Origin of the sequence: Nocardioides sp., assembly GCF_050246775.1 — a bacterium.
In the GTDB taxonomy this organism is placed as follows: domain Bacteria; phylum Actinomycetota; class Actinomycetes; order Propionibacteriales; family Nocardioidaceae; genus Nocardioides.
The window spans coordinates 1-16,531 of sequence record NZ_JBFWVK010000002.1; the positions used below are offsets into that span (position 1 = coordinate 1).

General features: G+C 65.7%; 15 protein-coding genes. 9 read left to right on the forward strand and 6 right to left on the reverse strand.

Features of this window, described 5'->3' with window-relative positions:
• Positions 1-523 precede the first annotated feature (523 nt).
• Genes AB7I40_RS09880 through trxA form a run of 3 tightly spaced genes read right to left on the reverse strand, consistent with a single transcriptional unit; the run spans position 524 to position 1,537 of the window.
• Entirely contained in the window at positions 524-784 is a 261-nt protein-coding gene (locus AB7I40_RS09880) for a metal-sensitive transcriptional regulator (protein ID WP_428347858.1), read from the reverse strand.
• A 1-nt stretch (position 785) separates the two neighbouring features.
• Positions 786-1,184, reverse strand: coding sequence for a DUF302 domain-containing protein (locus AB7I40_RS09885; RefSeq protein WP_428347859.1), 399 nt, complete (start codon positions 1,182-1,184; stop codon positions 786-788).
• A complete protein-coding gene (trxA, locus tag AB7I40_RS09890) occupies positions 1,181-1,537 on the reverse strand; it encodes a thioredoxin (protein WP_428347860.1) in 357 nt (118 codons plus the stop codon). Before trxA ends, AB7I40_RS09885 begins: the two co-directional genes overlap by 4 nt.
• 114 nt (positions 1,538-1,651) lie before the next feature.
• Between trxA and AB7I40_RS09895 the strand changes: the two genes are divergently transcribed.
• From AB7I40_RS09895 to AB7I40_RS09910, 4 genes are read left to right on the forward strand one after another with little or no spacing between them, the layout of a single operon-like run.
• Positions 1,652-3,817, forward strand: a complete 2,166-nt coding sequence (locus AB7I40_RS09895; protein ID WP_428347861.1) for an MMPL family transporter — start codon at positions 1,652-1,654, stop codon at positions 3,815-3,817.
• Positions 3,818-3,851: 34 nt separating this feature from the next.
• Positions 3,852-4,262 carry a carboxymuconolactone decarboxylase family protein gene (locus tag AB7I40_RS09900; RefSeq protein ID WP_428347862.1) on the forward strand — a complete coding sequence of 137 codons (411 nt, stop codon included), beginning with the start codon at positions 3,852-3,854 and terminating at the stop codon, positions 4,260-4,262.
• Positions 4,263-4,275: 13 nt separating this feature from the next.
• Positions 4,276-4,455 carry a hypothetical protein gene (locus tag AB7I40_RS09905; protein WP_428347863.1) on the forward strand — a complete coding sequence of 60 codons (180 nt, stop codon included), beginning with the start codon at positions 4,276-4,278 and terminating at the stop codon, positions 4,453-4,455.
• Positions 4,452-4,697 (forward strand): YgaP family membrane protein, encoded by a 246-nt coding sequence (locus tag AB7I40_RS09910; RefSeq protein WP_428347864.1) that lies wholly within the window; start codon positions 4,452-4,454, stop codon positions 4,695-4,697. Before AB7I40_RS09905 ends, AB7I40_RS09910 begins: the two co-directional genes overlap by 4 nt.
• Positions 4,698-4,782: 85 nt before the next feature.
• Here the strand turns inward: AB7I40_RS09910 and AB7I40_RS09915 are convergent, their stop codons facing one another.
• Positions 4,783-5,709: a tyrosine-type recombinase/integrase gene (locus AB7I40_RS09915; RefSeq protein ID WP_428347865.1), complete on the reverse strand. Its 927-nt coding sequence runs from the start codon at positions 5,707-5,709 to the stop codon at positions 4,783-4,785.
• 201 nt (positions 5,710-5,910) lie between these two features.
• On the opposite strand from AB7I40_RS09915, the gene AB7I40_RS09920 reads away from it, so the two are divergent.
• The 5 genes from AB7I40_RS09920 (at position 5,911) to AB7I40_RS09940 (ending at position 10,527) form a co-directional block, all read left to right on the forward strand.
• Positions 5,911-6,804: an abortive infection family protein gene (locus AB7I40_RS09920; RefSeq protein ID WP_428347866.1), complete on the forward strand. Its 894-nt coding sequence runs from the start codon at positions 5,911-5,913 to the stop codon at positions 6,802-6,804.
• An 82-nt stretch (positions 6,805-6,886) separates the two neighbouring features.
• The gene (locus AB7I40_RS09925; RefSeq protein WP_428347867.1) at positions 6,887-7,894 is read left to right on the forward strand and encodes a DUF4192 domain-containing protein; all 1,008 of its coding nucleotides are present in this window, start codon (positions 6,887-6,889) and stop codon (positions 7,892-7,894) included.
• A 10-nt stretch (positions 7,895-7,904) separates the two neighbouring features.
• Positions 7,905-8,051, forward strand: a complete 147-nt coding sequence (locus tag AB7I40_RS09930; RefSeq protein ID WP_428347868.1) for a hypothetical protein — start codon at positions 7,905-7,907, stop codon at positions 8,049-8,051.
• A gap of 116 nt (positions 8,052-8,167) precedes the next feature.
• Positions 8,168-9,664, forward strand: a complete 1,497-nt coding sequence (locus AB7I40_RS09935) for a hypothetical protein (RefSeq protein WP_428347869.1) — start codon at positions 8,168-8,170, stop codon at positions 9,662-9,664.
• 29 nt (positions 9,665-9,693) lie between these two features.
• On the forward strand, positions 9,694-10,527 hold the full coding sequence (locus AB7I40_RS09940) for a DNA adenine methylase (RefSeq protein ID WP_428347870.1): 834 nt from the start codon (positions 9,694-9,696) through the stop codon (positions 10,525-10,527).
• Between the two features lie 42 nt (positions 10,528-10,569).
• Here AB7I40_RS09940 and AB7I40_RS09945 read toward each other — a convergent pair whose 3' ends face one another.
• Both AB7I40_RS09945 and AB7I40_RS09950 read right to left on the reverse strand, forming a co-directional pair.
• Positions 10,570-13,155 carry an AAA family ATPase gene (locus AB7I40_RS09945; protein WP_428347871.1) on the reverse strand — a complete coding sequence of 862 codons (2,586 nt, stop codon included), beginning with the start codon at positions 13,153-13,155 and terminating at the stop codon, positions 10,570-10,572.
• Positions 13,156-13,164: 9 nt separating this feature from the next.
• A complete protein-coding gene (locus tag AB7I40_RS09950) occupies positions 13,165-16,530 on the reverse strand; it encodes a DUF499 domain-containing protein (protein WP_428347946.1) in 3,366 nt (1,121 codons plus the stop codon).
• Position 16,531 lies beyond the last annotated feature (1 nt).

Here is a 16,531-nt window from a genome sequence, read left to right on the forward strand (position 1 = left end):
ACTACCGTGCGGCTACCGCAAGGCCCTCCAGACGCAACAGAAGCCGCCTCCGGATTGCTCCTGAAACGGCTTCTGACCTGCAGTTCTACTTTGTAGCGGGGGCAGGATTTGAACCTGCGACCTCTGGCCGAGATCGGGGCGCCTGCGATAGCTACGGAGTCAAGACGGTTGCTACGGGATTCCCTTGTTCTGAGCGGGAAACCGGGTTGCTTCCAATCACAGGATACCCGTTAGGTACGGATCCACAGCGGCTCAATCTGGACCCAAAATGGACCCTGGTCGAATCCGGCCAGGTCCCGCCTTAGCCAGCCTCCTACAAACTCGTCGACGGAGCCGGGCGTCGAGCATCACCGCCACGCTATCGGCGGAGTTGCTGCGCCGGGAGGTGATGGCATGCATCGAGTGGTGCGTTCGATCGGATAGCTTGTCGTGCCCGACCGGCGCCCCTCGGTTTGGCTGCAACTTGAGTGGCCAAGCCGTAGGAAGCGCTTCAGCCGCTCACTTCACCGCTCGGGCGCTCGACTTACGCGAGCGAGAGGAAGAGCTTCTCCATCTTCTTGGTGTCCAGGCTGTCGCTGCCGCCTTCGGTGATGCACTGCTGGAGGCCGGCCGCGACGATGGCGAAGCCGGCACGGTCCAGTGCCTTGGAGACGGCCGCGAGCTGCGTGACGACGTCCTCGCACTCGCGCCCCTCCTCCAGCATCCGGACGACGCCCGCGAGCTGTCCCTGGGCACGTTTGATCCGGTTGATCACCGGTTTCATCGACTCCGTCTCGAGCTGCATCTCAGGCCTCCTGGGCAAGGGTGGTGAGGAGTGCGTTCAGGCGCTCCCCCGCGTCGGTGGCGACCTCGCGGAGCGCGTCGCCGGCGAGGTTCGCCATGAACGCGGGGTCGAAGGTCTCCACCACGGTCGTGGCCGGGTCGACCGAGCGGACGACCACGTTGCACGGGAGCACGGCGGCGATCGACGGGTCGGCCTGCATGGCCTGGTGCGCGAGCGCGGGTCGGCACGCGCCGAGGATGACCTGCGGTGGCAGGTCCAGATCGAGCTTGGCCTTCATCGTCGCGGCCATGTCGATCTCGGTGATCACCCCGAATCCGACGTCGGTCAGGCCCTCGCGCACGCGGTCGAGGGTCGCGGCGAACGGGGCTTCGACGGTGGTGCTCAACGTGTAGGTGCTCATCGACCGGACCGCTCCAACTCGACGGCGGACATGTCCAGGAGCCGGACCTGAGCGATCAGGTCCTCCAGCGCGGCTGCCGGCAGCGCACCGGCCTGGCTGAAGACCAGCACGCCGTACTTGAAGGCCATCAGCGTCGGGATCGAGCGAACCTGGGCGGCCGCGGCGAGCCCCTGCTCGACCTCGGTGTTGATGGATCCGAACACGATGTCCGGGTGCGCCTCGGACGCCGCCTCGTAGACCGGGGCGAACTGGCGGCACGGGCCGCACCAGGACGCCCAGAAGTCCACCAGGACGATCTCGTTGCCGGAGATCGTCGTCGTGAAGTTGTCGTCGTTCAGGGCGATGGTGCTCATCTGCGCCTCCTTGTCAGGCCTGGGAATGAGGATACCCCAGGGGGTGTTTGACCAGAACGACCGATACCCCCTAGGGTATTCCTTGCCTGATCTGAACGCCGAGGAGACATCCACATGACCGTGACCGCGACCCGCTCGACGCAGCCCCCGATCGACCCCGAGGTCGGCTTCCACCCGGGCCCGCTCGGCCGACTCGGCGTGTCGGTGACCCGCCACCGCCGGCTGACCGCGGTCATCTGGTTGCTGCTGGTCGTCGGCCTCGGCTTCTTCGCTCCCCGCGTCGAGGGCAGCCTGTCCGGCGCCGGGTGGCAGGCCGACGGCTCCGACTCGGTCGCCGCGCGCGAGCTGGCGACCCAGCACTTCGGCGGCAACGCCAGTTCGGCGATCCAGGTCGTGGTGACCTCCGCCGACGGACCGGTGACCCAGGGCGCCGGAGCAGCAGTGCTCGCGAAGGCGACCGCGCTCCTCCAGAAGGACGCACGCATCGCCGAGGTCATCCAACCCCAGCCGGGCGCGACGCTGAGCAAGGACGGCCGGACCGCCGTCCTACTGGCCGGAGCCGGCGCCGACACCAACGAGATGGTGCGCGCCGCCGACGACCTGAAGGACCCGCTCAAGGCCCTGTCCGGGAACGGCGTGACGGTGAACCCGACCGGCGCGTCCCTGCTGTGGTCGGACTTCAACGCCGCGAACCTGTCGGCGATGCTGAAGTCGGAGATGTTCTCCTGGCCGGTGACCCTGGCAATCCTCGTGCTCGCCTTCGGCGCCCTGGTCGCGGCCGGCCTGCCACTGATCCTGACCCTCTCCGGACTGGTCGCCTCGGCCGGCTCCCTGGTACTGATCAACCAGTTCGTCCCGGTCTCGATCTGGGCGATGAACTTCGCGATGATGTTCGCCCTCGCACTCGGGATCGACTACGCCCTGTTCATCGTGGTGCGCTTCCGCGCCGCCCGGCTGGGGTCGCACGAGTCACCACGTCAGGCGATCGCCGAGACCATGGACACGGCCGGTAAGGCAGTGCTGCTCTCCGGGGCCACCGTGCTGATCTCGCTGTCCGCGGTGATGCTGGTTCCCTCGCCCTCGTTCCGGTCGATGGCCGGGGGCATCATGCTCGCGGTCCTGTTCGTGCTGGGTGCGACGCTGACGTTGTTGCCACTGGTGCTGTTCAAGCTGGACGGACGCATCAACAAGTTCGCCCTGCCCTGGGTGCACACCGGTGAGCACCGCTCGCCCAAGTTCGCCGCCTGGGGCGAGCGGCTGTGGAAGCGCCCGCTGGTCTGGGGACTCGGCTCGCTGGTCGTCCTGCTGGCGCTCGCCGCTCCGATCTTCGGACTGAAGACCGCGATGCCCTCGATCAAGGTGCTGCCCACCGACGCCTCGGCGCGCATCGGCTACGACCTCGTCCAGCAGAGCTTCGGGCCCGGAGCTCCCGGCACGCTGCAGATCGTCGTCCCGACCGCGCAGGCCGACACCGCCGCAGCGGTGGTCTCGGCCGACCAGGGGATCGCGGGCGCCATGCCGGCGGTGCCCGCGCCTGACGGGAGCCCGTACACGATGATCCAGGCGGTCCCGACCGTGGATCCCTCCGACCCGGCCCTCTCGGCCACTGTCGACCGCCTGCGCGCGGACCTGCCGTCCGGCGCGTTGGTCGGTGGTGCGGCCGTGGAGAACCTGGACCTGAAGGCCCAGCTCGACGACTCCACCCCGTTGGTGATCGGCGTCATCCTGGGCCTCGGCTTCCTGCTGCTGCTGATCGCCCTGCAGGCACCGCTGATCGCCCTGCTCGGAACCCTGGTGAGTCTGCTCTCCACCGCGGCAGCCTTCGGCGTGGCGCGACTGGTCTTCCAGGAGGGTTGGGGCTCGGGCTTCTTCGGGTTCGAGTCCCAGGGCTTCCTCGACGCCTGGGCGCCGGTCTTCTTTTTCGCGATGATCTTCGCGATCGCGATGGACTACACCGTTTTCCTGCTCGCGTCGGCCAAGGAGCACTACGAGCACAGCAAGGACCCACGCGAGGCGATGATCGGCGCCGTAGCCCACTCCGGCCGGGTGATCTTCGCCGCGGGCGCCGTGATGGTGGCGGTGTTCTTCACCTTCTCCCTTTCCGGGCCGCTGCCGCCCAAGGAGATGGGCATCATCCTCGGCATCGCCGTCCTGCTGGACACCTTCCTGATCCGTCTGGTGCTACTGCCGGTGCTGCTGCGCCTGACCGGCAAGGCCGCCTGGTACGTCCCGGCCTGGCTGGGGCGGATCCTGCCCGACATCAAGTTCGCCCATGACTGAGCACGCACCACCTTCTCCCACGAAAGGAACCACGTTGACCATCACCTCGTCCGGCACCGCCGGAACCAGCCACGACGCCGGACACGGGAAGGCCGTCCTCGACGAGCTCTCCCCGTTGCACCGCGAGCTGCGTCGCAGCATCCCTGAGGTCTACAAGGGCTTCGGCGAGCTGCACAAGGCAGCGTTCGCCTCCGGTGACCTGGACACCCGGACCAAGGAGCTGATCGCCCTGGCGATCGGCGTGGTCGAGGGCTGCGACGGCTGCATCGCCTCACACGCCCAGGCCGCGGTCCGGGCCGGCGCCACCCGGCAGGAGGCTGCCGAGGCCATCGGTGTCACCTTCCTCATGAAAGGTGGACCGGCCACGATCTACGGGCCACGTGCCTACGACGCGTTCTGCGAGTTCGCCGACGCCGCCGACGCCGCAGCCGCGGCGTCGGCCTGAGAGGAGCACGGACATGTGTCACGCCAAGAAGTGCCGAAGCTGCGGGAAGACGACTTGGGCCGGGTGCGGTGCGCACGTGGCCCAGGTGAAGGCTCGGGTGCCGGCCGACCAGTGGTGCGGCGGGCACGCCGACCAGACCACCCAGCCCGGGCTAGTGGCCCGGTTCTTCGGACACCGTGGAGGAGGCCGATGAACCTCGACCGTGCCGTCCTCGCCCTGGCCGGGACCATGGTGCTGATCAGTGTGCTGTTGACCGTGCTGGTATCGAGCTGGTGGCTGCTGCTGACCACGTTCGTCGGCCTGAACCTATTGCAGTCCAGTGTCACTGGGTTCTGCCCGGCAGCGGTGATCTTCGCCAAGTTCGGGGTGTCCACCGGTTGCGCGTTCATTCCCGGTGACGCGCGACGGACCGGTGATCCCACGGCCGCCGCCTGATCCGGTCTGGGCGTGCGCGTCAGCAGCTGCAGCGAGCGTTCCAAAATCGGAGACACGTAGGTCGCGAGTTGGTTTCTAGGACGCATCAGATGTCGCCGAGGTTGAGTCGCCAGGCTTCCTCGGCCGCGCGTTCGCCGGCACGGGCGCGGGTGTACCTGATGAGCATCTCGCTGCGGGTCCATCCGGCCATGGCCATGAGGCCGGTCTCAGAGCCGCCGGCGGCCAGCCAGCGGTGAGCTGCGGTGTGTCGAAGCCGGTGGGGTCGGAAGTTCTCGATCCCCGCGCGTGTGGCCCGTCGCTTGAGTGAGCGGATCAGGCCGTTCTGGCTGTAGGCGCTGCCCCTGTCGCCGAGCCAGAGTGCGGCTTCGTCGGCGAGTGGGTGGCCTGCGCGCGCGAGCAGATAGCGCTCGATCGACAGGGCGGTGTCCGGTCCGATGGGGACAACTCGCCCGCGGCCTCCCTTGCCTCGCCGGATCGTGACGAGCCAACCGTCGAGGTCGACGTCGTCGACCTCAAGGCCGATGACCTCACCGGAGCGGATAGCCGTCTCCGTCATGAGCCGGATGATGGCCTCGTCGCGTCGATGGTGAAGCGGCGCTTCGGCGTCGTCGGTGATCGAGTCGCAGGTGCGGATCAGCGCGCGGATCTCGTCGACGGTCAGCGGCTGGACCACAGGTGGTTCGACTCGGGGCGCCTTGACGCCAGGGAACGGATAGGCGGGAAGGTAGCCGCCTTCGGTCAGCCATGACGCGAACCGTCGGATGCACATTTGACGGGTGCGGGCGGTCGCCGGCGCCGCCCCGTCGGCGAGCATCTGGCTGATCCACGTGTTGAGCGCCGTGCGGCTCATCGGCGGCTGGGCAGCATCGGCGCACCAGCGGAGGTAGCGGGTGGCGGCGTCGGAGTAGCAGGCGATGGTGGCGGGGCTCTTGTTCTCGGCGCGCATCGCGAGCTGCCAGGCGACGAGACGTTCGAGGGCGAGGTCGGGCGTGAGGCTGATGAGTTCGGTCATGGCCGGACTGCACAGCCAGCCCTCATCAGCGTCCTGCGGAGGGGTGAACCGGGCCCAGTGCGGGGCTTGTCCAGTTAACTCGTCCTTTGATGGACATGGGTCGAATCCAGCCGATCGCACGCAACTCCGAGGTGCACGCCGCTCAGGGCGCGCTCGGCGATGCGGCGCACGGCCCCACGCACCGACTGGAACCATAGTGGCGTGGACAGCAGCGAGTTCTTCACCACCGAGCAGGACACCAGCCCGTGGGGAACAGGCGAGGCGACTCGGCTTCACACGGAACTACTTGACCAGCTCGCAGCAGCACCGTCCTCCACATGGTCGGACCTTGAGGTCGCGAAAGCTCTGGCTGAGCTCAGTCACGACGAGTACCAGAAGTACGGCACGAGGGGCAGCGAGCTCGACAACGCCGAGGCCCGCAAACTACTCACCACGCTGAAGGCCGTCCTGGCGCGAATCGGGATGCGTGGCGTCGAGTTCGGGTTTCGGGATTTCGAGAGCTTCCGCAGCTTCTGGATCCGCAAAGGTGCTTCCGGAGACGGCGGATGGCAGGCGCGTCGCGACCTGCTCGCCGACCTGTTCAACCCGATCCACGACCGCCTCGAAGCCCTCGCCGCAGGAGGGTCAGGGCCGAAGGTGACCGACGAGGCGCTTTCCGCCCTGGATGACCCAGGTGCGATCCGCGACCACCTCAATCGGATCGAGCGCAACCTTGACGACGACCCCCGACTCGCGGTCGGCTCCGCTAAAGAGCTTGTCGAGTCCACCGCGAAGTTGGTGCTGAAGCGCTCTGGGGTCGAGTACGGCAAGAGCGACGACCTGCCCGGACTCGTGGCGAAAGCGCACACCGCACTCGGCCTCAACGCCAAGCAGGTGGAGGGCGGTGCGGAGAACGCCGTCGGTATCCGCACCCTGCTGGGTGCGGTGTCCCGGATCGGGGTGGGGATGGCAGAACTACGCAACCAGGTCGGGACTGGCCACGGGCAGGCCGAGGTGCCCACCTGGGTGACCCCTCGTCATGCCCGACTTGCGGTCGGGTCAGCGCACGTCTGGTGTCAGTTCGTCCTGGAGACCTTGGAACAGCGCTCGTCGTAGACAGCCTTCGCCCGAGTTCCGGCGACGGGTCTCCACACCTCTCGGAGCAACCCGCGGGGACGGCATCGCGCACCTGCATGGCATGACGCTCTCCGTACAGAACCCCGACGAACTGGTCGCGGCCATCCCCCACCTGCTCGGCTTCAAGCCCCAGGAGTCCATCGTCTTCGTGCCGATGCGCTCCGACCTGCCCGTCGCCCGGGTCGATCTGCCGACGACACCGCGCGACCGCGAGCTGGTCTGGCGATCCATCCGCCACGGCCTCACGCGATACGCCACGCCCGGCGCCAGCGTCGGCATCGTCGCCTTCACAGCGGACCGGCAGATGGCGCACGATGTCGGCACCGAGTTCGCGGCCCGGCTGGACACTATGGGGATCGGCGCCCGTGTCCTGCTATGGGCGGATGACACCAGGTGGGCGGATCTCGACACCGGCGACATGGGGCTCCAGACCGACGCCGCGCGAGAGCGCGTCGCGGCGATGACCGTCATGGGCGGGCGCACGCAGCCGGTGGCCAGTCGCGGCGCTCTCGCGGACTCGCTCGTCGGCGACCGCGAGCCGGTAGCGAAGCTGTTGCCCGAGACCCGCGAGGCGGCGCGCGAGAACACGGCTCAGGTCGAGGGGCGCTGGGCGCACAGCCGCGTGCAGCGCTTCCACCGCGACGGCGTACGCCTCGACGACAAGGACGCCGCGAGGCTGCTGGTAGCCGTCGAGTCCATCCCGATCCGCGACCGGCTCTGGCTCGACATGACACGGGGCAACGCCGCCTCCCACGTCGCCCTCTGGACGGACCTGACCAAGCGGGCACCCGACGAGGTTCGTGCCGCCCCGGCTTCCCTTCTCGCCTTCGGGAGCTGGCTCAGCGGCCACGGCGCGATGGCATGGTGCGCGCTCGATCAGGTGCCCAAGGGCAAGCCCTACGCCCTGGCCAACCTCGTCGCGGCAGCCGTCCAGACGGGGATGCACCCACGCGAGTGGGAGGCCGGGAAGTCTCTACCCGCCGAGCGCGGCATCGACCGTGCCTCCGACTTCGCCCGGTCGCAGGCGAGCACGCACTTCGGCTCCGCACGTCCCGCACATGGCATCTGAGGATAGGCGCATGAGAAACACCTACCACCGGTGGCAGCACGACAGTCGGCTCGAACGTCTACTGGCTCGGCTGCTGCGAGGCCGCCAGCCAGCTCACGCAACCAGGGTCGATCTCGTCCACGGACCACGCATCGACTTCCGTCAGCCATACGACTGATGCCTGTCGTCACTCCGTCCGGCAACCGCTGGCGCGGAATGTCCACCATGTCCGGGGCACCACCGATAGGGTTGTCCCATCGACGCCCAGTTGATTGGTGGTGGTTGGAGGAACTCGTGCTGGACACATCGCAATGGCAGCGACTCACGCTGCGCGTCCAGGATGAGTTGTTCCTCGACCCCAAGAACGTGCGACTGGAGACGACGAGCGCTCAGGTCGAAGCGGACATCATCGAGGACCTCTTCGACAACGAGAACGCCTTTGACCTCGTCGACGCGATCGCCAAGATCGGCTACCTCACCCACGAGGTCCCCATCGTCGTTAAGCGCCAAGGCAAGTACATCGTCGTGGAGGGCAACCGACGCCTTGCCGCGCTGAAGGCCATCCAGAACCCGAAGATTGTCCCCTCCTACCAGTCTCGCGTCACCGCGGCCGTCAAGACGATGGGTAAGGCTCGGGACAATCTGGTGAGCATCGAGGTCCTCGTCGCGCCCAACCAGACGCAGGCGGACCAACTCATCGCGGCCCTGCATACGTCGAACCCTCGGAAGCCATGGTCGCCTGCCCGTCAGGCGGCGTTCTTTCAAGCGCAGATCGATGCCGGCCGGAAGTATAAGCAACTACTAACTCGCTATCCCACCGTGAACGTTCCCGACTTCGTCCTGCGAGCACGCCTGGTGAACCGTCTGAAGTCGGCTGTCGCGGGCGAACCCGAGCTGGCTGACTTCATCGGCAGCAAGGAGTGGAAGACCGGATTCTCGGCCTTGACCCGCGTCTTCGAGTCGAAGGAGTTCCGCGACGTCACCGGCATCGGACTCGACAGCGATGGGAACCTTGAGTCCTCCCTGTCCGACCCCGAACTGGACGCGGTTGCTCGTCTGATCGTTCAGGGATTGCAGGACCGCAGCATCAATACCCGAACGCTCAACAAGGTCACCAGCCCACGATTCATCCAACTGATGACGGAAATCCGCGCGACCATCGGCACGCCAGCCGTGAGCCCCGGACTTACAGGAAACGGAGGCGGCGGCACCGGCGGCGGGCTTGGCCAAACCGGCGGAGGCCAAGGATCGCAGGGTGGAGGACCCGGCACGTCTGGCGGGCCGACCAGCAAGGGCGCGAAGGCCGCAGGCGGCGCGAGTGGCGCCAAGACGAAGACCAAGGTCAAGACGACTTCGCTTCCCATTGGGAGCGTCACGGTGCCTGATGCCTTCGGGGAGCCACTCAAGGCTCACTTCGCAGAACTCTCGGTCATCAACATCCAACGCACCCCGAACGCCGCATTCCTCATGCTCAGAGCCATCTTGGAGAAGTCGATTAAGGCGTACGCCGATGCCAAGGGCGTCGACATCGCCAGCACCAAGCATCAGAACAACGGCCGGGTCCAACTGCACAACTGCCTGAACTGGGTAGTCGAGTATTGGTCGAAGAGCAAGACGGACCTGGTCGACCCCACGAAGCGGGTCCAGGGAGGCCGGCTCGCGGAATACACCGCAACGAAGGCCGCCCTCAACGCTGCCAACCACAACTACAAGTTCAGTGTCGACCCAGACGAGGTCGAGCGAGCCTGGCAGTCGATCGACCCACTGCTCCGAGAGTTGCTCGCTCCATGACAACGTATGCGACCAGTAGAAGACGGGTAATGGCGTCGCCACTCCGTTACCCAGGCGGCAAGGGTTCGCTTTATGCCCGCCTCCGACGGGTGATCCGCGACAACAACCTCGCGGGCTGCACGTACGTTGAGCCGTACGCGGGCGGTGCTGGCGCAGGACTGGCCCTCTTGGTCACAGGCCAAGTCGCCAAGGTTGTCATCAACGACCTCGACCCGGCGATCTATGCCTTCTGGGCATCCTTGAAGTCCGACCCGGACGCCATGATCGCTCGCATCAAGAAGGTCCCCTTGAGCGTCAAGGAGTGGCGAAGGCAAAAGGAGATCTACGCCGCCACGGACGCCGACATGAGCGCTCTGGGGTTCGCGACGTTCTACCTCAACAGGACCAATCGGTCGGGAGTGCTCAACGGCGGCCCCATCGGCGGTGTCGCCCAGACCGGCAACTACCTGATCGACGCACGGTTCAACCGCGAAGAGCTATCCGAGCGCGTCCGCACGCTCGGGCTCTTCGCCGACCAGATCGACGTGACCTGCCTCGATGGCCGGTCCGTCGTCAAGAAGTACGCCGCCAAGTCCGGAACCTTCGTGTACGCCGACCCGCCCTACTTTGAGAAAGCCGGCTCCCTCTACATGAACTACTTCAAGGCCGAAGATCATGAGGCGCTCGCGAAGGATCTAAATGCCAAGGCGGATGGGCGATGGCTGCTCACCTACGACGCTGTCCCACAAGTGGAGGCCCTCTACCCCGATCGCCGTCGCCGCCAGTTCGGCCTGCACTACTCGGCGCACCGTGTTGTCAAGGCAACTGAGGTCGCCGTCCTGTCCGACGCCCTGCTCGACATCGGCGAGGGATGGGAGATCTAGCCGCGCCGAGCGAAGCATCGCGAGTGGCGTCGTCGTGGTGAGTCAGGCTCGGCCGTCGTTGACCTTCTTCAAATTCTGCAAGTCGGACCAGTGCTGTTCGAGGGCCGCCAACGTCGGGCTGACGCCCAGCGTTGCGAGTGGTTGCGAGTGGCCGTCAATGTAGCGGCAGGCGTCCTCGAACACTTCGGTGACCTTCGGGATAAGCTCGCCGAGCTTCTCCGTGTTGATCTTCTCCAGTTTCGTCATGCCGATGTTCGGCTGGTAGCGCTGTGAAACGCCTTGGAGCAACTCAGTCTCCGTGAACACCTCGCACCAGGATCGAATCCAGCCGTAGCCAACCCGGACAAGTGCATCGCGAGCCTCACCCTCCTCGTCCTTGGCAGCCTCGATCGTGGAGTTGATCTTTCCCTTGATGCCGTTCAGCGTGTCCCACCGGGGGTGGCTTGCGCGGGTGACTTTCCCCTTGCCGTCTTCATCGGTGATCTGGAAGTACGTACAGCGTCTCGACTTCTCGGACAGTGCCAACAGGGTCGTGGTGAAGAGGATGTCGTGGGTGAACACGACCACTTGGTTGTCCTCCGCCAGGCGCACAACCCGTTCAGCGACCTCGCGTACCCGTCGGTGATCCAAACTCGACACGGGATCGTCGAAGATGACCGGCGCGGTGATGCCGGCCAGTCGCGCTTCGGCCAGGAAGTCAGCCAGAGCAAGCACCTTCTGCTCTCCCTCGGAGAGCACCTTGGATGGCTTGTGCCGTCCGCTCAGCACCTTGCGCCGCTGCGCACGACCCTCCCGACCAACGAACTGGACTTTGAGCGAGGGCGCGCGCAGCGCCTCGCACTCCTCGATGAATAGGGCGTCGAAACTCTGGTTGATCAACTGGTCACTTGCAGTTTTCGACAGCTCGGTGACACCTCGCGCCAACTGCGGCAGCGGACGCTTCAAGGTACGAAGTTGGTCAGCCTCCTTTGCAGCCTTCACCTGCACCTCGATGACGGCCCAGGAGTTGGCGAGTTCCGCAGCATCCTTCAGCTCCAGGAGTTCGGCCTGCTTGTCCTCGAGCGCCTTGGCCCGGTTCTTAACCTGCTCATCCAGTAGGGCCACGTCTGCGGAGACTGCTTCCGCAGCGGACACGCAGTCGGCGCTGGGCTGCGCCAAAGACGTCGCGAGGTCAGTCGCAACGGGGTCGCCCGCGTGCACTGCGGAGGCAGCGACTGTCGCCGCTTCGAGGATGTCGTTGAGTCCTCCAAAGTAAGCGGGCTTCGTCTCCTCGTCAGCCAACTCCTGAGCCAGCCCAACAGAGTCTGCTGTCACGATCTCGTCTACCCGTTGCATAAAGGCAACGATGACGGCGTCGTTGGCACGAATGTCCCCCGAGATTTTGTCTTCGAGGTAGGTCGAATACTTCGCCAATAGGTCGCGCGCTGTGTCGGACACCGACTGTCGGCAGTACAAGCATCGGTCGGCGTTATGCGCCCCTGCCTCGATGAGGTGCTGGCGGTAGGAGTCACCGGCCTCGATGAAGGCGCTCCACGTCTCCTCCGGCTCGGCGGGCAGGTCCGCCGCCGCGAAGAGCTCCGAGCGGAATGCCTGGTAGTCGGCGGCCAACTGCATGCGCTTGACCAGTGCATCGTTGTACGCGGCGACGTCCAGCGCGTTGAGTGCGGCGGCCGCATCCACCGCTTGCTGGATTGCGCGATGCTCTCGGCGCCGTGCAGTCAGTTGAGTTCCGATGGTGTTCGCCCGGAGCGCGGCAACGGCCTGCGTCAGGGTGTCAATCTTGCCTTCGACATCTGGAACAGTGGATGCCTTCGCTTTCAGCGCAACGAGGTCAGTGGAGGCACCGAGAGTCTCGATCAGTGGGTAGATAGACGATCCCCGCTGGAATCGCGAGAGCAATCCGGTCGACCCACTGCCGAGGCTGGAAATCGCCGTGTCGATCTGCGCCGTCACACCCTGGATGGCAGCGATGACGTGGTTGAACAACGCGAGCACGGCGGGCACGTAGACGTAGTCAAGATCGTCGTCGACATGCGTGGACACCGACGGGCTGTCGAAGATCGACATGCGAGTGAATGGCGAGACCCCTCGGTCTCCTTGCCACTGCAACTCATGCAGGTCGTCACCGAGTTTGTAGTCCAGCTTGGCGTTCTGGGCAATCTCCTCCTCGGCATCGACATTGCCCAGGATCACGTCTGCCGTTCGGCTGTCTGCCAATGCCTTGAATATACGGGAGTAGCCGGTTTTGCCCGTCCCGTTCTCGCCGTAGAGGATCGTGAGCCCTTCATGGGGCTCGATCTCTGCGCCAGTCACCAGCGCGTTGACACCCCGGACCTCTGAGAGCTTGACGAGGTTGAGCGGAGGGGCCGCCTCGTCCTGCCTGGCTTCGGTGCTCAGCTTCTCGACTGTATCGATCTCACGCGGGTCGAGTGCCTTCTCCTGACGGAACAACTTGTACGCCGAGCCGATGACGGACTCACTAACGGGCCTTCCTGTCGTCAACACCTCGGCGACGAGAAGACGAACCCATTCATCGCTGTTGTTCGCCCAGTGAGCGAGCATCGCGCGTGGGTCGGAGGTCTCGTCAGCAGTGGCATCCGATTCGGTTTCGAGCGTGTCCTCGGTCATGCGCTGGGTTCAGCTCTCCTCGAAGCCCGACTGGTCGAACTTGAGGGTGCGGGCGTTCTCCGAGACGGCGCGGACCTTGCCGTCGCCGAAGCCGCTCTGGTTCGTGGCTTCGATCTCAATCCGAACGGTCAGTTCGGTGCAGTCGTCGGCGCGGAGGTTGGCGATGACTTCGTCGGCGATGTTCTTGAAGTCCATCGCGATCTTGTCGGAGTTGAGGGTCTTCACGCCGTAGAAGCGGGTCTTCGGCTTCGGGAAGACGATGTCGACCTTCGGGGCGTTCGGGTCGCGCTCGGTGCCGCCGCCGTGCTGCTCCACCAGCGCTGCGAGTTGCTCCTCCTGCGACGTCTTCGGAGCCGACTCCTCGTCGATCTGCTTGGACGCGACCTCCGGCTTGACGAGCAGGAGCGTGTCGGTGGTGGCCGGCGGGAGTGACTTCACGTCGGTCGTTGGAGCCCACAGCCCGATGTAGCGGCCGGTCGCCTCGTCGTAGCCGGTGGCGAGCGCGAAGGCGTCGGTCTGCCAGATCATCGGCATGTCGACGATGCCCTCGTTGAGGACCTTCCTGTCACGCAGCCGCGGCATGTAGGGATATTGCGAGTACAGGCCCCATAGCGCGCCGAGCGAGACGTGGCCGTCCTTCCAGATCTGCGGCACCTTGCTGATCGCCAATCGAATGGTGGCAGCAGCCTGCCGGGTCGAAAGGTCGCCGTCATTGCCGAGCCGACGCGAGACCCGCTCAGCGAGCGACTCGGACTGGCCCTCCACCTTGGTCTCACGGATCAGGAACGGCGAACTCGGGTCGGGCTGGGTTGGCACGAGCGCCCAGGTGAAGGTCTGCAACAGGCGCGCCGTCACCGTCTGGTCGGCCTGGTCGCGACGCTGCGCGGCCTGGTTCTTCTGGTTCTGAGTGAGGTCGAGGTCGGCCTCGTTGTCCAGGACGTGCTTCCACCCGAGGTAGTCACGGGTCGCAGCGTTGAGCTCTTCGAGCCGGGCCTCGTCGGCGGCGAGGTAGACGACCGTGTTGCGGTTCGTGCGGTTGGCGCTACCACGCTGCTCGGTGGCCTTCTGCGCAAACGCCTTGGCCTCTGAGTCGGTCTTGCCCTTGTGCGCGACCTTCGGGTGAAGGATCACCAAGCGGGCTTCATCGGTATCGGGGATGTCGGCGTTGGACTCGGGGCAGACGTGAACACCAGCGAAGTCACCTCGCGTGCGGCCCTGGCCCTGGAGGCGGCGCACGATCTCGGCCCACACGTCCTCCTTGTGAAGCCGCTCGGCCTGGTCCTTCGCGGTCCGCGTGATGTTGGGCTGGAGGTCGTACCAGTACTTGCCCGAGCCTGAGTAGAAGTAGGTCGCGCGGTCACCGAGCTGCGTCAGCGCGGCATGGAAGTTGCCCGGCACATCACCCGGGACGGCAGTTCCCAGAAATACTCGCTGGGTCCCGATGCCCTTGTGGGTGGAGCCCGGCGCGATCGTCGGAGCGGCACCGAAGAACACCGTGCGAGCCAGTCGCTTGGTGAGCGCACGCTGTCCGAAGAGCGGCTTCTCCTTGTCGATACGTCCCGGCTCGGAGTTCGGTCCATCGACGTCTGCGTCGATGATCGTCTTCCACGAGTCCTGGAGATACTGCGTCAGCTCGGCGTTCACGTTAGCCGTGGCGAGCGGGATCGAGCCGGGCATGATCAACGGCGAGGCGTCCTCGCCCGTCCAGAGCGCGTGAATGACCGTGCTCATCAGCCGCAGCACACCTCGGGTGCGCTGGAACCGCTCCAGCGACGACCACTCCTCATAGAGGGTGTCGAACATCTCCGGGTGGATCGGATAGGTCCGCTTGATCCTGTCTTCGTACGCCGCGTCGCGTGCCTCGCGGGGGAAGTCGTCGGTGTACTTGCGGTACATCTCGACGTACGCCCGCGCCGTCGCGCCGATGGACGCGAGTGCGGCGGCGTCGGCGTCCTTGAAGAGCCGCTGCTTGACGATGTGGTAGGCCTCATCCGACGAAGCCGGACGCCACTGATCAGCTACACGGCGTACGACGTTTTGGAGCCGCTTGAGTGCTTCGAGGCCGTTGGCGCCGCCGACTTCCTCGGCGTTGCCGGCGACGATCTTGTCGCCGCTGTCGCCCGACTCCGATGCCGGGATCGAGATGGCGAGCAGGACACCGGAGGTGCCCTTGGCTGCCTCGGTCAGTGACTGGGCGAAGGTGAACTGGTCATCGAAGGTGCCGCCCGCGAGGTCGTCACGGCCAACAAGGGAGCGGGCGTAGGCGACCCACTCGTCGATGAGGATCACGGCGGGTGCGTACGTGCTGAGCAGCTCGTGGAGCTTCTCGCCCGGGTGGGTGCGGTCGGCGTCGGACTGCGCGATGAGCGCGTACGCATCCTTTCCGCCAAGCTGCCAGGCAAGTTCTCCCCAGATGGTGTTGACCTGGGTGCCGTCGTCCTTCACCACGCCTGATGGGCTGAAATGGTTACCGACGATCGCGACGCGGTTGACCTTGTCGCCCTTGTAGCCGCTGGCCAGCAGCAACTCCTGCGTTGCTTGTGGGTACTTGCCGACGGGGAGGCCTGCGGCGACGTGCCACAGGGAGAGCATCGAGTGGGTCTTGCCGCCACCGAAGTTCGTCTGCAGGTTGATGACCGGCGATGCGTTGTCGTCACCGGACAGTCGACGCACGGCGCGGCTGATCAGGTCGCTCAGACCTTCGGTCAGGTAGGTGCGCTTGAAGAACTCGACCGGATCGGCGTAGTCGGAGTCCGCTTCACCGCCCGTGGCGACCTTGTAGAGGTCTGCGGCGAACTCCGACGCGTGAAAGTTGCCCGTTGCGACGTCGTCGTGCGGCTGCAACACCTCGCGCCACGGCCTGAGACCGCCGATGGCCTCTGGGTTGTCGACCGCAGCCTTGAGAACCTTCTTGTCGTCACGATCGGCGGTGACTCGGCGGAGGTTGAGCCGGATCGACTTCACTTGGTCCGCTTCGGCGGGCTTGCCGAGAAGCGTCATCAACCGTTCGGCGGTGTCCAGCGCTCGGTAGGCATCATCGTCAGTGAACGAACCGTTGTGCGCCCAGGTGTTCCGAGCGTTCTTGAGCTCGGTAGCAAAGGCTTCACCGACACGGCCGAGGGTGTCCGAGAACGGGTACCAGCGCGGCTTGACGTTGGTCGTGATCGACGTATCCGTCAACATGCGCAACTGGGCAGCCGGATCGAGCGGGTCGTAGACACGTCCGCTGTCTCCATCCCGCGCCTCAATCAGCTTGATCCACTCGGCGCCGACCGCGGGGTCCACAGCGCCGATCACCGTCGCGATGTAGTCGTCCAGGGCAGGAGCGATGGTCTCGAACATCTTGCCGACGCGGTCACGGTTGCTGACTGCCATG

Bases quoted from the DNA above. Each gene is read 5' to 3' on its own strand.
- AB7I40_RS09880 (WP_428347858.1), bottom strand. From the start codon at position 784: ATGCAGCTCGAGACGGAGTCGATGAAACCGGTGATCAACCGGATCAAA.
- AB7I40_RS09910 (WP_428347864.1), top strand. From the start codon at position 4,452: ATGAACCTCGACCGTGCCGTCCTCGCCCTGGCCGGGACCATGGTGCTG.
- AB7I40_RS09945 (WP_428347871.1), bottom strand. From the start codon at position 13,155: ATGACCGAGGACACGCTCGAAACCGAATCGGATGCCACTGCTGACGAG.
- AB7I40_RS09925 (WP_428347867.1), top strand. From the start codon at position 6,887: ATGACGCTCTCCGTACAGAACCCCGACGAACTGGTCGCGGCCATCCCC.
- AB7I40_RS09950 (WP_428347946.1), bottom strand. From the start codon at position 16,530: ATGGCAGTCAGCAACCGTGACCGCGTCGGCAAGATGTTCGAGACCATC.
- AB7I40_RS09905 (WP_428347863.1), top strand. From the start codon at position 4,276: ATGTGTCACGCCAAGAAGTGCCGAAGCTGCGGGAAGACGACTTGGGCC.
- AB7I40_RS09915 (WP_428347865.1), bottom strand. From the start codon at position 5,709: ATGACCGAACTCATCAGCCTCACGCCCGACCTCGCCCTCGAACGTCTC.
- AB7I40_RS09930 (WP_428347868.1), top strand. From the start codon at position 7,905: ATGAGAAACACCTACCACCGGTGGCAGCACGACAGTCGGCTCGAACGT.
- AB7I40_RS09940 (WP_428347870.1), top strand. From the start codon at position 9,694: ATGGCGTCGCCACTCCGTTACCCAGGCGGCAAGGGTTCGCTTTATGCC.
- AB7I40_RS09885 (WP_428347859.1), bottom strand. From the start codon at position 1,184: ATGAGCACCTACACGTTGAGCACCACCGTCGAAGCCCCGTTCGCCGCG.
- trxA (WP_428347860.1), bottom strand. From the start codon at position 1,537: ATGAGCACCATCGCCCTGAACGACGACAACTTCACGACGACGATCTCC.
- AB7I40_RS09895 (WP_428347861.1), top strand. From the start codon at position 1,652: ATGACCGTGACCGCGACCCGCTCGACGCAGCCCCCGATCGACCCCGAG.